Here is a 14,862-nt window from a genome sequence, read left to right on the forward strand (position 1 = left end):
GGATGAAAGACAACTCGCCGTGACGATAATGGCGGAGAAACCGGCTGTTGCTCCGGTTGGAGGGGTTGCCCAAGCCAGGCCGGCAGTTCAAAACGCGCTCTCGCGGCGACCGACACACCCCACAAGGAGGTTTGGTGACCCGTCTGGCGGACATCTTCACCCGCAAGCCCCCGCCTGCGGTCGATGCGACCCCGCTTGCTCAGGCGCGTCAGCCCGAACGGCAGCAGCGACTGGCGGAAGCCGTGCGGACGGTGCTCATGGGACGTGCCGCCGCTCTCAACGGCGCCGGGGCCTCGGTGATGGAGGTCGCGGCGAGCCCGCTGGTGGAGATCGGCACCACGTTGTGGACGCGCGTGCTGCGCTTCGACGCCGCCGACCCCGCCTGGGCCGACCGGGACCGCGTCATCCTCGCGCGGCGGGAGCATGCGGCACTCGTTCACGCCATCCTCGACCTCGCGGGGATCGAAGGCGCTGATCTGGCCGCCGGCCTGCCGGGGCTCGACCCGATCTTCGCGCCGCCGGGCCAAGCCCTGGCCTTCGCGGTCGGTCAGGCGCTGGCCGAGCGGATGATGGCTGCGCGCTTCGGCAAAAGCCTGGTCGATCACCGCACCTGGCTGATCGCGACGCCCGCCGAACTGACCGGTGGGCTGAGCTACGAGGCGGCGAACCTCGCAAACGAGTTCAAGCTCGCCAAGCTCGCCATCATCGTCGACGACACGCCCCCGGCCGGGGCCGCGTCTCCCGCGGATGATTGTCTGGAACGTTTCGCCGGGTGGGGCTGGGCCACGAAACGGGTCGGCGCGCAGGACCCGGCAGCGATCGCCGCCGCCTTCACCATCGCGCTGCGCGCGCGCAAGCCGCTCATCATCGCTTGCCGCAAGCCGCCGACCGCGCCGAGGGCGAGCGGCCGCGGCATCACCGCCGACCGCTCGATCCTGGACGAGGTGCGGGAAGCCTGGAAGGCGGCGGGCGCCCGCAACACGGCCGCGCGCAGGGGCTGGCTGAAACGGCTCGCCCGCCACGCCCAGGCCGCGGATTTCGAGCGGGTGATGAATGGCCGGCTGCCCGATGGCTGGCGCGATGCGGCGCGGGCCGAACGGGCGCGGCTTTCGGAGATCACCGAGCCGCTGTCGCCTCTGACCGCGGGCCACCGCTTCACCCAGGCAATGGCGGCCGTGGTGCCGGACCTTGTGGGCGCGGCCGCCGCCTCCGTCGCGAAACAGGCGACGGCACCGTTGCCGGGGGCGGTGCCGCTGGACGCGGGCGACTATGGCGGGCGCCACATCGCCTTCGGCACCGCCGAGACGGCGCTCGCAGGAGTGCTGGCAGGTGTTACCAGCCACGGCGGGTTGACGGTGGTCGCAGAAACGAGCGCGACCGGGGCGGATTGCCTGCCGCAGACGATACGGCCGCTGGCCCGTGACGGACGCCGGATGGTGCATGTGCTGGTCGAGCAGAACATGGACCCGGCGGCGGCGGCGGCCTTGCCTCTGGCGTCGCTGCGCGCCATCCCGAACCTGCAGGTGTTCCGCCCGTCCTGCGCGGTGGAGACCGCCGAGTGCTGGGAGTTGGCCCTGCAGCGGGACGACGGCCCGAGCGTCATGATCCATTCGACGCAGCCGGTGCCGCGCTGGCGCGAGGAGAGCAACGAGAACGCCTGTGCGCGGGGCGGCTATGTCGCCGCGGGCTTGTATGAAGCGCGCGCTGCGACTTTGATTGCGAGCGGCGCGGAACTCACGCTGGCCATGGAGGCGCGGACGCTGCTGGCGGAGGCCGGGATCACGGTGGCGGTCGTATCGTTGCCATGCTGGTCTCTGTTCGCTAGTCAGAACGAAGCCTACCGGGCGGATGTGCTGGGTGACGCGCCGCGGATCGGTGTGGAGGCGGGATCGGATTTCGGCTGGGGCCGCTGGCTCGGGTCGCAGGGCCAGTTCATCGGGGCCGCGAGCCTCGGCCTGATGGCGGCCCGGCCCGGCGAGTATTTCAGGGTGACGCCGGAAGCCCTGGTGCTCGCGGTCAAGAAGAAGCTGTAGGAACTGTCCGGAAGGACAAGGGCCTTGGACAATTGTCCGGAAGGGCAAATGCATTAGTCGGGTGTCCGCAAGGACAGGCGAACAACAGGAGAAGCGGACTATGGCTGTCACGGTGGCGATCAACGGCTTCGGCCGTATCGGGCGTCTGTTCCTGCGCGCGCTGATCGAGAGCGGGCGTACGGACTTAACGCCCGTGCTCATCAACGACCTCGGCAGCGTCGAGGCCAACGCCCACATGTTCCGTTACGACACCGTGCACGGCCGGTTTCCGGGCGAGGTGACGGTCGATGGCGACAGCATCACGATCACCTACCAGGGCCGCAGCTACGGCCCGATCAAGGTGTCCGCGGAACGCGACCCATCGAAGGTGCCGATGAAGGGCGTCGACCTTGCTCTGGAATGCACCGGGCTGTTCACCAGCAAGGAAGCCGCCTCGAAGCTGATCGAAGCGGGCGCACGCCGTGTGCTGGTGTCCGCGCCCGCAGACGGCGTGGATGCGACGATCGTCTTCGGCGTCAACGACAAGACGCTCACCAGCGAGATGACGGTCATCTCAAACGCGTCGTGCACCACGAACTGCCTGGCGCCGATGGCCAAGGTGCTGAACGATGCGTTCGGCATCCTGCGCGGCTACATGGTGACCATCCATTCCTACACCGGCGACCAACGCACGGTGGACACGCTGCACAAGGACCTGCACCGCGCCCGCGCCGCCGCCGTGTCCATGATCCCGACCTCGACCGGCGCCGCGCGCGCCGTCGGCCTCGTGCTGCCGGAACTCAAGGGCAAGCTCGACGGCACCGCCATCCGGGTGCCGACCCCCAACGTGTCGCTGGTGTCGCTCGACGTGAACCTGAAGAACAAGGCGACCAAGGACGAGGTGAACGCGGCGATGAAGGCGGCCTCGGAGGGCGCGCTGAAGGGCATCCTGCTCTACAATACTGAGCCGCTGGTCAGCTCCGACTTCAACCACGTCGCCGCCTCCTGCACCTTCGACGCGACGCAGACGGCCGTGGTCGACGGCGAGCTGGTCCGCGTGATGGGCTGGTACGACAACGAGTGGGGCTTCTCCAACCGGATGGCCGACACCGCCGCCGCCTTCGGCGCCCTGTAGAAGCAGGGGAGCGCGCCATGAGCTTCAAGACGCTCGATGAGGCCGATGTCCGGGGCAAGCGCGTGCTCGTGCGCGCCGACCTCAACGTGCCGATGCGGGACGGACACATCACCGACCTGACCCGCGTCGAGAGGGTGGTGCCGACGATCCAGGAACTCGCCGACAAAGGCGCCCGGGTCGTCATTCTCTCCCATTTCGAGCGTCCGAAGGGCCGGCGCGTGCCCGAACTCTCTCTCGCGCCGCTGGCGGAGGCAATCTCCGAAGTGCTCCGCAAGCCGGTAGCGTTCGCCGACGACTGCATCGGACCTACGGCTGAGGCAGCGGTCGCCGCGTTGCAGGATGGCGACGTGCTGCTGCTGGAGAACACGCGGTTCCACAAGGGCGAGGAAGCGAACGACCCGGAGTTCGTGGCGGCACTGGCGAAGCTCGGCGATATCTACGTCAACGACGCGTTCTCGGCGGCTCACCGCGCCCATGCCAGCACGGAAGGTCTGGCCCGCCACATGCCCGCCTATGCCGGGCGGCTGATGCAGGCGGAGCTTGAGGCGCTGGAAGCCGCCCTTGCCAAGCCGGAACGCCCGGTGATGGCGATCGTCGGCGGGTCCAAGGTCTCCACCAAGCTCGATCTGCTCGGCAACATGCTGGAGCGGGTCGATGTGCTGGTGATCGTGGGCGCGATGGCCAACACCTTTCTGGCCGCGAAGGGGCTGCCGGTCGGGCGCTCGCTGCAGGAGCGGGACCTTCACTCTACCGCACGCGAGATCATGGAGCGGGCGAAGAGCACCCAGTGCGAGATCGTGCTGCCCGTGGATGGCACCATCGCCCAGGAGTTCAAGCCGCATGCGGCGACGCAGACGCTGCCGGTCGAGGCCGAGCATGACGGCATGTCGCTGGATGTCGGACCCGAGACCGCGCGGCTGATCGTCGAGCGGCTGGCACAGGTCAAGACGCTGGTATGGAATGGCCCATTGGGGGCGTTCGAGACGCCGCCGTTCGACGCCTCGACGATGCTGGTCGCCAAGGCGGTCGCGGATCTGACCGCCGAGGGCCGGCTGCGGAGCATCGCCGGCGGCGGTGACACCGTTTCCGCGCTGCGGCAGGCGGGCGTTGTCGACGAGCTTACCTATGTTTCGTCGGCAGGCGGCGCCTTCCTCGAGTGGCTCGAAGGCAAGTCTCTCCCCGGTGTGAAGGCTCTCGGCTGATGGACTATGTCATTCCTGCGCCGCCCGTAGCCGCGGTGCCCGTACGCGGCGGCGGGCTGTTCCCGGTGCGGCGGATCTTCTGCGTCGGCCGCAACTATGCGGCTCACGCGCGCGAGATGGGGCACGACCCCGACCGTGACCCACCGTTCTTCTTCACCAAGCCGGCGGATGCGATCCTGACCGGAGGCGCCGATATGCCCTACCCGCCCGCCACCAAGGATCTGCATCACGAGGTGGAACTGGTGGTCGCCATCGGCCTCGGCGGCGCGAACATCCCGGCGGCCGATGCGGCGTCGCACATCTGGGGCTACGGCGTCGGCCTCGACATGACCCGCCGCGACGTTCAGGGCGAGGCCAAGAAGCTGGGCCGTCCTTGGGACATGGGCAAGGGCTTCGACCACTCCGCACCGATCGGAGAACTCGTCCGTGCCGCGGAGCTGGGCAAATACGAGACCGGCCACGTGCTGCTCAACGTCAACGGCTCCGAGCGGCAGTCAGGCGACATTGCCGACATGATCTGGAGCGTCCCCGAGGTCATCAGCATTCTCTCGGGGCTCGTGCGGCTGGAACCGGGCGATCTCATCTTCACCGGAACTCCCGAGGGCGTGGCGGCGGTGAAGCCGGGCGATGTGCTGGAAGGCTTGATTTCCGGGCTCCCGCCCCTGAGGACGAAGATTGCAGGATAGAGGACGGTTCTTTTCCAAAGAACCGCCTCACGTCAGATGCTTGGATAAATGCCGCAGCCTTTCCGCGTCGTCACCTGGAACATCAACTCGTTGCGGCTGAGACAAGGGCTGTTGCCCGACCTCATCGGCGCGCTCGACCCGGATGTCATCTGCCTGCAGGAAACGAAATGTCCGGACGATCTTTTTCCGCCGGAACTTGCTGCGGCCATCGGCTTCCCGCACGTGCTGTTCCGGGGCATGAAAGGCTATAACGGCGTCGCAACCTTCTCCAGGACGCCGATCCGCCGGCATGAGACGACGCAGGATTGGGTCGGGCGGAACGATTGCCGGCATCTCGCCGCCGAAGTCGACGCACGCGGCGGCCCGCTCGTCATCCACAACTTCTACGTGCCCGCCGGTGGCGACATTCCCGACCCGGCAGTCAATCCCAAATTTGCCCATAAGCTCGATTTTGTCGCCGCCGCCCGGGACCACTTCGCGGCGACGCCCGACCTGAGGCGCAGCATCCTCGTCGGAGACCTCAACATCGCGCCGTTGGAGCACGATGTCTGGAGCCACAAGCAGCTGCTCAAGATCGTCTCCCACACGCCCGTGGAGACCGCGCTCCATACCGAATGGCAGCAGACCTGCTTCACCGACGGGCTGCGCCATTTCGTGCCCCCGGAGGAGAAGCTCTACACGTGGTGGTCGTATCGCGCGCGGGATTGGCTTGCGGCGGATCGCGGGCGTAGGCTGGATCATGTCTGGGTCACGCACGATCTGAGGGGGGCGCTGAGGCGTCACGTCATCCTGAAGGACGCGCGAGGCTGGACCCAGCCCTCGGATCATGTGCCTGTCTGCGTGGAGTTGAGCCTATGAACCGTATCGTTCTTGTCACCGGCGCCGGCAGCGGCGTCGGCCGTGCCGCCGCCCAGGCGTTGCTCGGCGATGGCGACACCGTCTACCTCGCCGGACGGCGGCTCGCGGCGCTGGAAGAAACGGCGGCCGAGGCGCCCGGCGGCGAGGCCATCCCGGTCGCGGCGGATGTGACCGATCCCGCCAGCGTCGAGGCGCTCTTCGCGCAGATCGCGACGCGCAGCGGCAGGCTCGACGTGCTGTTCAACAATGCCGGGCTCGCCACGCCCTCGGTCAACTTCGGCGAAGTGACCTGGGACCAGTGGCGGGAGATGATGTCGGTCAACCTCGACGGAATGTTCCTTTGCGCGAGCGCCGCCTTCCGCATGATGCGGGACCAGACGCCGCAGGGCGGCCGGATCATCAACAACGGCTCCATTTCTGCTCACGCGCCGCGTCCGGGCTCGGCGCCCTACACGGCGAGCAAGCATGCGGTGACGGGGCTGACCAAGTCGATCGCGCTCGACGGCCGTCAGTTCAACATCGCCTGCGGTCAGATCGACATCGGCAACGCGGCCACCGCGATGACGATGCGGATGACGGCGGGCGTGCCGCAGGCCGATGGCCGCATGGCGGTGGAGCCTCGCATGGATGTGACCGACATCGGCCGCAGCGTGCTGTTCATGGCCGGAATGCCGCCGGACGCCAATGTGCAGTTCATGACCGTGATGGCGACCCACATGCCGTTCATCGGCCGGGGCTGACGCGGCTATAACCGCGACAGTTCGCCGGCCAACGCCGCCAGCGGCTCGTCCCAGCGTCCTGGAGCCTGCTGCCGGAACAGCCGCAGAGACGGGTACCAGGGCGAGTCCGCCCTCTCCCGCAGCCAGCGCCAGTCGCTCGTAAAGGGCAGCAGGACCCAGCAGGGACGGCCCATCGCGCCCGCGATATGTGCGACCGATGTGTCCACCGTGACGACGAGGTCGAGCGCCGCAATGGCCGCCACCGTGTCCTCGTAATCGGTGATGTCCCGCGCCGCATCGGCCAGCATGGCGCGGCCGGAATAGGTTTTGACCTCCGCCGCGGCGTCGCCCTTCTGCAGGCTGACCAAGGCGATGCCGGGCACCGTGGCCAGCGGAGGCGCCAAGGCGGCCAAGGTCATGGAGCGGTTGCGGTCGTTCCGGTGCGTCGAGCGTCCGGCCCATACGAGCCCGACCCGCTTCAGGCCGGGCGGGATGACGAGGTCGAGCTTCGTCCTCCACAGCGCCGCGCGCTCGGGATCGATCGGGATCGGCAGCGGCGGCGGAATGGTGTCGAGCCGCGTGCCATGCAGGCGCGGGAGCCCGGACAGGGGACAATACGCCGCGAACATGGTGCAGTCCGCCCAGTTGGTGGCGACCGCCAGACCCGGAAACATCCGGCGCATCAGCGGCGCCATCTCGTTGCTGGTGGCGAGGATCGTCGGCTGGCCCTTCGCCCGCGCCCAGGGGATGTAGCGGCTGAACTGAATGACGTCGCCGAAGCCCTGGTCGCCGATGAGCAGAAGCCGGCCGGCGCCCAGGCTGCTGCCGCCCCACTGGGAGCGGCCACGCTGCAAGTTGGCCGGCAAGAGAGCGGGCACGCCCGTCATCCGGAACCGCCACTCATACTCCTCCCAGCCTTCGGCATATTCACCGCGGAGCAGTTGCGCCTCGGCGATGGCGAAATGCGCGCCGGCCATGTCCGGCCGCAGATTGGCCGCCCGCCGCGAACACGCGAGCCCCAGCTCGATCTCGCCCCGCTCGTGATGGATCACCGCGCGATTCTGCAGCGCGGCGGCGTCCCCGGGCTGCAGGTCCACGGCGCGGCGGGCCGCCGCCAGTGCATCGTCCAGCCGTCCGACGACGCGATACATCTCGCTGATGTTGCGGAGGTAGAGACCGTTATGCGGCTCCTTGCCGATGGCCCGCTCCATCAGCGTCACCGCCAGCGGTCGCCGGTTGGTGCGGAAAGCGATGATGCCAGCCAGATGCAGCACCCGCGCATCTTCCGGCACAGCCCTCAGCAGATGCGCCGCGAGGGGCTCAGCTTCGTCGACGCGGCCGGCCTCCTCCGCCCGGGTTGCGATCCCGAGCATGAGCTCGAGCGGCATCGACACCAGAGACCTCGCGGCGACCGGCGGAGGAACCGCCCGCGGCAGCTCACCCGGTTGCGCCACATCCAGCGGCGGCGCCTCCGTCAGCGGCAACTCTCGCTCATTGGCCGGAATGTCCGAGAGAACCTGCATGACAAGAGACCTTACCGCAGGATGGTGTTTCCGCCAGTCATATTGAACACGTTATTAACGCGCGCGGGCCTGGACCTTGGCCGGACTCTCCGGCTTGGCGGGACGCGTATCCCGTCGGAGCCGCTTCTCCCCCAGGAACAGCAGGATCGGGGCCGCGATGAAGATGGAGGAGGACGTTCCGACCACGATGCCGAACAGCATGACGATGGCGAAGCCCGAGATCGAGGAACCGCCGAAGATCGCCAGAGGCAGCGCCGCGAGGAACACCGTCATCGACGTGCCGAGGGTCCGGTTGAGGGTTTCGTTGATCGACATGTCGATCAGTTCGCGCAACGGCATGGTCTTGTACTTGCGGAGGTTCTCCCGCATCCGGTCGTAGACCACGACCTTGTCGTTGGTGGAGTAGCCGAGGATGGTGAGGATCGCCGCGACCATCACGAGGTCGAACTGGATGCGCGTGAGCACCAGGAAGCCGATGGTCTTGGTGATGTCGAGGATGAGCGTCACCACGGCGCCGACGGCGAACTGCCACTCGAACCGGAACCAGATGTAGACGAGGATCATGAGGAGCGAGAGGCCGAGCGCCAGCAGCCCCTGGCGGAACAGCTCGGCCGATACGGACGCGCCGACGGCGCTGGTGCTCAGCACCGTGTTGCCGGGCGCCACCTGATCGAGCGCCGCATGGACCCGCGCGACGGCCTGATCGGTCGCTTGGGCCGTGGCCCGGCTCTCCATGCTGATCATGATCTCGTTGTGGCCGCCGAGGCTCTGCAGCCCGGCATCGGGCAAGTCATGCCCGGCGAGCGCCGCCCGCAGCGCCGGGAAGCTCGCGGGCTGCGGGGTGCGGACTTCCATCACCACGCCGCCCTTGAAGTCGATGCCTAGGCGGAGGCCCGGATAGATGAACAGCGCGATGGAGGCGAGCGAGAGCACGGCGGAGACGATCAGTCCCGCAAACCGGCCGCGCATGAAGTGGATGCGGGTGCCGTCGGGGACGATGCGAAACAGCGGCTTGTAGAAGAAGCGCACGGCGGCTGATCCTTAAACGGGAAGCGCGGTTGGGCGGCGCGCAACATACCATCGCGAGGTAAGCAATCGAGCAAAGACAGTCGCCGTGAACAGCGTCGTCAGGATGCCGACGGTGATGGTGACGGCGAAGCCGCGCACCGGGCCGGCGCCGAAGATGAACAGCATGACGTGCGCCAGCAGGGCGGTGACGTTGCTGTCGATGATGGTGCCGTAGGCGCGCTTGTAGCCGGCCTCGAGCGCCGCCAGCGGGGTGCGACCGTTCCGCACCTCCTCCCGCACGCGCTCGTTGATGAGGATGTTGGCGTCGACCGCCATGCCGAGGGTGAGCAGGATGCCCGCCATGCCGGGCAGCGTCAGCGTCGCCCCGAGCAGCGAGAGGATGCCCATCATCATGATGAGGTTGGCGATGAGGGCGAGGTTCGCGAACCAGCCGAACAGGCCGTAGAACGCGGCCATGAAGAAGATGACGAGCACGAAGCCGACGGCGAGCGAAATTGCGCCCGCGCGGATGGAATCGGCGCCGAGTTCCGGCCCGACGCTCTGCTCCTCGATCACCGTCAGCGGCGCCGGCAACGCGCCCGCGCGCAGCAGCAGTGCGAGATCGGTCGCGGCCTGAGCGTTGGCGCTGCCGCTGATCTGCGCGCGTCCCCCGGTGATCGCTTCGCGGATGACCGGATCGCTGATGACCTGATTGTCGAGAACGATCGCGAACGGATGCCCCACGTTGGCGCTGGTGACATCGGAAAACTCTCGGCTGCCGAGGCTGTCGAAGGTGATGTTCACCACCCAGCCGCCGGTCTGCGGATCCTGGCCGGCCTGGGCGTTGGTCAGATCGGCGCCGTCCACCATGACCTGCTGCTCGACGGCAACCTTCTGAGACGGGTCGCCCTGCATGGGCAGGAACGCGTCGCCGATCGGCACCGGGCCGCCCGCGTTCGGATTCACGCTCTCATCGACGAGGTGGAACGTCATATGCGCGGTCTCGCCCAGCAGCTGCTTGATGTGCTGCGGGTCGGAGATGCCGGGAAGCTGCACCATGATCCGGTTCTCGCCCTGCTGGGCGATCTGCGGATCGACGATGCCGGTGCTGTCGATGCGGCGGCGGATGATGTCGATCGACTGTGTCACCGCAGCCGTGGCGCGGGCGGCCATGGCGGGCTGGGACAGGGTCAGGATGAGGTTGGCGCCCTGCCCGCCGACATTGAAGTCAGGCAGGCTGGCGGGCCCGTTCGGCGGCGTCAGCAGGTCGCTGAGCGAGCCTACCGCCGCCTGGCGCTGGCTCGCATCGAGCAGCTCGATCTGAACTTCGTTCGCCGTGGTATCGGCGGCGAGCCGGGTGTAGCCGACGCCGGATTTGCGGAAATCCTGCCGCACCGCATCCACGGTGCTGCCGAGCTTTTCCTTCGCGACCGCACCCATATCCACCTGCATGAGCAGATAGCTGCCGCCACGGAGGTCGAGCCCGAGGCGCATCTGGCGCCATGGTATCCAGCTGTTGGGAGCAGCCCAGAAGTTCGGCAGGCATAGCAGCAGGCCGAGCAGGCAGGCCCCGACAACGCTGGCGGCCTTGAGCCGGCTGAAATAGAGCATAGCGGCGGAAGGTCCCCGATCGACTGTCTTGTAGTTTGGCGTGGAGGTATGGCCACGAGCCGGGATCATGGCAAGTGCGCCGGCCCGGAGGCAGTCGGCGCAGAACCAGCGGCTTGTTGACGGATGCCGCCCACCTGCTAACCCTGCCGCGCTGAATATGAACATGAAGCTGCGGCAGTATCCAATATGGACACCTTAAGGCTCGGCGTGGTCGGGGTAGGCCACTTCGGGCGCTACCACGCGCTGAAGGCGGCATCCTCGCCGCGTGCGCAGCTCGTCGGCGTTTACGACCTCAACCCCGAGCGCGCCCGGACCGTTGGCTGGGAGGCGGGCGCCCCGCCGATGCCGCTGGAGGACCTGATCGCCGCTTCCGACGCCATAATCGTCGCGGCGCCCGCCGAAGCGCATTTCGACCTGGCGATGACCGCGATGCGTGCCGGACGCCACGTGCTGATCGAAAAGCCGATCGCCTCCACCCTCGCGGAAGCGGATGCTTTGACGGCGCTGGCGCTGGAGCAGGACGTGGTGCTGCAGGTCGGGCATCTGGAGCGATTCTCCGCCGCCCACGGCGCGGTCGCGACCCGGATGGGCCAGCCGCTCTATATCGAGGCCGTGCGCGTCGCCCCGTTCAAGCCGAGGGGCACCGATGTCTCGGTCATCCTCGACCTCATGATCCACGACCTCGACCTGGTGCTGGCGCTCGTCGATGCGCCGATCGAGAGCGTCGACGCGGTCGGCGCGGCGGTGGCGAGCGCGCACGAGGACATTGCGAATGCGCGCGTGCGCTTTACCAATGGCTGCGTGGCGACGATCACCGCCAGCCGGATATCGCTGAAGACCGAACGGCGCATGCGGATATTCTCGCAGAGCGGCTACCTGGCGGTCGATTTCGCCAACCGGAAGCTGACGGCGATCTCTCGCGGGAAGGGCCGCGGTATCCCGGTGCCGGGCATGCCCGAATTCGCCGTGCAGGAGATGTCCTGGGAAGACCATGACGCGCTGGCGGCCGAGCACGAGGCCTTTGTCGCCTCGATCCTCGACGGTGCGCCCGTGGTCGTGGATGGAGCGGCGGGACGGCGAGCCCTGGACGCGGCGCTGGCCGTCAAAGCCGCCATGGACCGGTCGAACGCCATCGTCATGGCGTCGGGGCTGTTCAAGACCATCGAGTAGCCAAAACCGAGCGCTTCTTCTTGGAAGCGGCATTTTGGCAGTTAAGGCAGCAGAGCGAGCACCGCCGCGGCGGCGGCATCCGACGGCAGGCCCTGGCGAGGCCGCAGGCTTTCCATCACCTCCGCGAAGGCCGCGCGCTGGGCATCGGCCGCAACCTCGTCTTCGATCAAGCGGCCGACCTCGGCCGCGAGACGCGCGGGCGTGCAATGCTCCTGGATGAGTTCCGGCACCACTTCCCGCCCCGCCAGCAGATTGACCATCGCGGCGTAGGAGACCTTGACGACGCGGCGGACGATCGCGGCGGTGATCGGGTTGACCCGGTAGGTCACCACCATCGGCACACCGGCCAGAGCGAGTTCCAGCGTCGAGGTGCCCGACTTCGTGAGCGCGACTCGCGCGGCGGCGAAGGCGTCGTGCTTGTCCGCGACATCCGTCACGAGGATGGGCTTGGTGGGCCAGGTGGCGACGGCCTCGGTCACGCGCGGCGCCACGGAGGCCGCCACCGGCATGACGGGCACGAGATTTGGAAAACGGTCCTCCAGCAGGCCCAGCGCTCCCGCGAAGATCGGCATGAGCCGGGTGATCTCGGTCACACGGCTGCCGGGCATGAGGATGATCGGCATCGCGTGCGGCGCGATCCCGTGGGTCTTCCGGAAGCGCCCGGCGTCTCCGGTCCCGGCGCCGGATTCCAGCACGGGATGGCCGACGAACTCCGCCGCGAGCCCATGGCCGGCGAAGAATGCGGGCTCGAACGGCAGCAGACAGAGCAGCCGCTCCCAGAGCCCAGGGTATTTCCGCACCCGGTTCTCCCGCCAGGCCCAAACCTGGGGTGCCACGTAGTGCACGCGCGGCAGACCGAGCGGGGCGATGCGCCGCAGCAGCCGGAGGGCGAAGCCAGGGCTGTCGATGGTGACGATGACGGCAGGACGGCGGGTAGTGACATCCGCCACCGTCTCATCCATCCGGCGCTTGAGCGCGCGCAGCTTGGGCAGAACCTCGGCCAGACCCATCAATGCCAATTCGTGCATGGGAAAGAGGGTTTCGAGCCCCTCCTCCGCCATGCGGGCGCCACCGATACCGGCAAAGGTCAGATCGTCGCGCTGGTTGCGCATCGCGTGCATGAGACGGGCGCCCAGAACGTCGCCGCTCGCCTCGCCGGCCACGATGTAGACGAGCGCGGGCGGCGCCCTCATTCGAACGAGGCAGCGCGGCACTCTGCCGGCTGAGCCGGCCAGTCCCGATGGTTCCGCACGCCGCCATCCTGGCGCACGGCTTCGAGCAAGGCCGGGTCGAGTTCAGCGAAAACCAGGCCCGGCGCGTCCATCTGGCCGCGGGCGAGGACGCCATCCTCGGGGAAGCCGCGATCGCAGGGACCGAAGACGCCGGCATAGCCGCGGCTGCGGTCGAGCGTGGCCGACCACGGCGCGTCCCCCACCGTGGGCGCGATGCCGACGAAGCACTGGTTCTCGATGGCCCGTGCACGTGCCGAAAGATGCACGCGGTTGAACCCCCAGACGGTGTCCGTGCAGGACGGCGCCAGGATCAGCCAGGCACCGGCCTCGACCTGGGCGCGCACCAGCATCGGGAACTCCACGTCGTAGCAGATGGCAACGCCGATCCGCCCCCAGGGCGTGTCGAAGACGGCTGGCTCCTCGCCCGCCGAGACCTGCCACTGTTCGGTTTCGAAGCGGGTCATCACCCGCTTCTCCTGGAACGCCAGCCGCCCCTGGGCCGAGATCAGCGGCGCCCGGTTGCGCACCGCGCCGTCCCGCAGCATCGGGAGAGAACCGCCGAGCAGCCATAGCCGGTGCCGGCGCGCTGCCTCCCGCATCACCTCGACGATGACATCGGCGCGTTCGACGATGGCATCGCGCTCGGCGACGGCATCCGCTTCTGCGGTGAAGCCGGCGGCCAACTCCATCACCGCGTATTCGGGCAGCACCAGCAGGTCGGCGCCATCTTCCTTGGCAGCCGTCATGATGTCGTCGAGCTTGACCTCGAGATCCTCGAGCCCGCGGAGCCGCTCGACCGGATATTGCGCTAGCGCCAGGCGAAGCCGGGTCATGGCAGCGGTGCTCCGGTGAGGCTCTTCAGCCAGAAGGCGAGACGATGCGCTGTTTCCTCCGTCGCATCGACCTCCTTCCAGTGCATCTCGCACTCCAGGGCGGGATACGGGGTGAAGCCGCGTTTGCGCCAGAATGCATCCAGCGGCACGGCGTCTCCGGGGCGCGCCGGGTGGTCCGGCGGGCGCTGGACGGCGCAGAAGGCCGCGATGTCGCACTCCGAGACGCGGCGGGCGTGGGCCTCTCGCTCGGCAAAGAAACGCACGCCGGCGCCCGTGCCGCGACAGGGGCGTAGCAGAATGGACTCGCCGAAGTAGAAGACGCGCTCGATAGCGATGCCCGCGGCGCGAAACGGCGCCTGGACGTTTCCGGTCTCATCGCTCAGCGGCAGGCAGGTGGAGGCGCCGACAACCTCTGATCCGTCGAATGCGAGCACGACCGCTGCACGGGCGCTCTCCGCGTAGATGCGGAGGTAGCGTTCCTCAGAGGCTTGGTTGCCCTCGTAGAGGTAAGGCCAGTCGCGGAACACGGCGATGCGCAGGCGGGCGAGCGCCGGGATGAACGGGGGCACTTCGGCCCCGGCGACTGTACGGAAAGCAAGCCCGCTCATCTCCGATCGTCCCAGCGCAAGGTGAAGACGGCTACGGCATCGGCGGGGTTCATGGCGAGCGCCGCGCACGGAACTGATTGGGAGAGCATGGCGCTTGTTCTACTGGATTCAGTGGCACCGCTGCTAGGTTACCCGTCATGAACATCGCCATGCGCCGACCCATGACGCTGGCGCAGTTCCTCGCCTGGGGGGACCGCAGGAGTTGCGTTCCATTCAGCTAGGTCATTCGAAACTCTACGCCGATATCGACCTGACCGAAGAGGCC

The 14,862-nt window shown here is 68.0% G+C and carries 13 protein-coding genes; 7 read left to right on the forward strand and 6 right to left on the reverse strand.

What is annotated here, in order from left to right:
- The first annotated feature begins 134 nt into the window (after positions 1 to 134).
- From ACOEQ1_RS09480 to ACOEQ1_RS09505, 6 genes are all read left to right on the forward strand, one after another.
- The gene (locus ACOEQ1_RS09480) at positions 135 to 2,033 is read left to right on the forward strand and encodes a transketolase-like TK C-terminal-containing protein (protein WP_419759002.1); all 1,899 of its coding nucleotides are present in this window, start codon (positions 135 to 137) and stop codon (positions 2,031 to 2,033) included.
- A gap of 100 nt (positions 2,034 to 2,133) precedes the next feature.
- Positions 2,134 to 3,147 carry a type I glyceraldehyde-3-phosphate dehydrogenase gene (gene gap, locus ACOEQ1_RS09485; protein ID WP_419759003.1) on the forward strand — a complete coding sequence of 338 codons (1,014 nt, stop codon included), beginning with the start codon at positions 2,134 to 2,136 and terminating at the stop codon, positions 3,145 to 3,147.
- Between the two features lie 17 nt (positions 3,148 to 3,164).
- A complete protein-coding gene (locus ACOEQ1_RS09490; RefSeq protein ID WP_419759004.1) occupies positions 3,165 to 4,349 on the forward strand; it encodes a phosphoglycerate kinase in 1,185 nt (394 codons plus the stop codon).
- Positions 4,349 to 5,035 (forward strand): fumarylacetoacetate hydrolase family protein, encoded by a 687-nt coding sequence (locus ACOEQ1_RS09495; RefSeq protein ID WP_419759005.1) that lies wholly within the window; start codon positions 4,349 to 4,351, stop codon positions 5,033 to 5,035. Before ACOEQ1_RS09490 ends, ACOEQ1_RS09495 begins: the two co-directional genes overlap by 1 nt.
- A 48-nt stretch (positions 5,036 to 5,083) precedes the next feature.
- Positions 5,084 to 5,893, forward strand: a complete 810-nt coding sequence (locus ACOEQ1_RS09500) for an exodeoxyribonuclease III (RefSeq protein WP_419759006.1) — start codon at positions 5,084 to 5,086, stop codon at positions 5,891 to 5,893.
- Positions 5,890 to 6,633 (forward strand): SDR family oxidoreductase, encoded by a 744-nt coding sequence (locus ACOEQ1_RS09505; RefSeq protein WP_419759007.1) that lies wholly within the window; start codon positions 5,890 to 5,892, stop codon positions 6,631 to 6,633. Before ACOEQ1_RS09500 ends, ACOEQ1_RS09505 begins: the two co-directional genes overlap by 4 nt.
- 5 nt (positions 6,634 to 6,638) lie before the next feature.
- Here the strand turns inward: ACOEQ1_RS09505 and ACOEQ1_RS09510 are convergent, their stop codons facing one another.
- The 3 genes from ACOEQ1_RS09510 to secD form a co-directional block, all read right to left on the reverse strand.
- On the reverse strand, positions 6,639 to 8,135 hold the full coding sequence (locus tag ACOEQ1_RS09510; RefSeq protein ID WP_419759008.1) for a glycosyltransferase: 1,497 nt from the start codon (positions 8,133 to 8,135) through the stop codon (positions 6,639 to 6,641).
- 54 nt (positions 8,136 to 8,189) lie between these two features.
- The gene (gene secF / locus ACOEQ1_RS09515; RefSeq protein WP_419760674.1) at positions 8,190 to 9,104 is read right to left on the reverse strand and encodes a protein translocase subunit SecF; all 915 of its coding nucleotides are present in this window, start codon (positions 9,102 to 9,104) and stop codon (positions 8,190 to 8,192) included.
- A 72-nt stretch (positions 9,105 to 9,176) separates the two neighbouring features.
- Positions 9,177 to 10,754: a protein translocase subunit SecD gene (gene secD / locus ACOEQ1_RS09520; protein ID WP_419759009.1), complete on the reverse strand. Its 1,578-nt coding sequence runs from the start codon at positions 10,752 to 10,754 to the stop codon at positions 9,177 to 9,179.
- A 186-nt stretch (positions 10,755 to 10,940) separates the two neighbouring features.
- Here secD and ACOEQ1_RS09525 point away from each other — a divergent pair, with 186 nt between their 5' ends.
- Positions 10,941 to 11,924 (forward strand): Gfo/Idh/MocA family protein, encoded by a 984-nt coding sequence (locus ACOEQ1_RS09525; RefSeq protein WP_419759010.1) that lies wholly within the window; start codon positions 10,941 to 10,943, stop codon positions 11,922 to 11,924.
- Between the two features lie 41 nt (positions 11,925 to 11,965).
- Here ACOEQ1_RS09525 and lpxB read toward each other — a convergent pair whose 3' ends face one another.
- From lpxB to ACOEQ1_RS09540, 3 genes are read right to left on the reverse strand one after another with little or no spacing between them, the layout of a single operon-like run.
- The gene (gene lpxB / locus ACOEQ1_RS09530; protein ID WP_419759011.1) at positions 11,966 to 13,117 is read right to left on the reverse strand and encodes a lipid-A-disaccharide synthase; all 1,152 of its coding nucleotides are present in this window, start codon (positions 13,115 to 13,117) and stop codon (positions 11,966 to 11,968) included.
- Complete coding sequence (locus ACOEQ1_RS09535; protein WP_419759012.1) at positions 13,114 to 13,989, reverse strand: carbon-nitrogen hydrolase family protein; 876 nt, start codon at positions 13,987 to 13,989, stop codon at positions 13,114 to 13,116. Before ACOEQ1_RS09535 ends, lpxB begins: the two co-directional genes overlap by 4 nt.
- Complete coding sequence (locus ACOEQ1_RS09540; protein ID WP_419759013.1) at positions 13,986 to 14,597, reverse strand: GNAT family N-acetyltransferase; 612 nt, start codon at positions 14,595 to 14,597, stop codon at positions 13,986 to 13,988. The genes ACOEQ1_RS09535 and ACOEQ1_RS09540 overlap by 4 nt, the downstream gene beginning before the upstream one ends.
- Between the last annotated feature and the right edge of the window lie 265 nt (positions 14,598 to 14,862).

The organism is Acidisoma sp. (genome assembly GCF_965199065.1).
Lineage (GTDB): Bacteria > Pseudomonadota > Alphaproteobacteria > Acetobacterales > Acetobacteraceae > Acidisoma.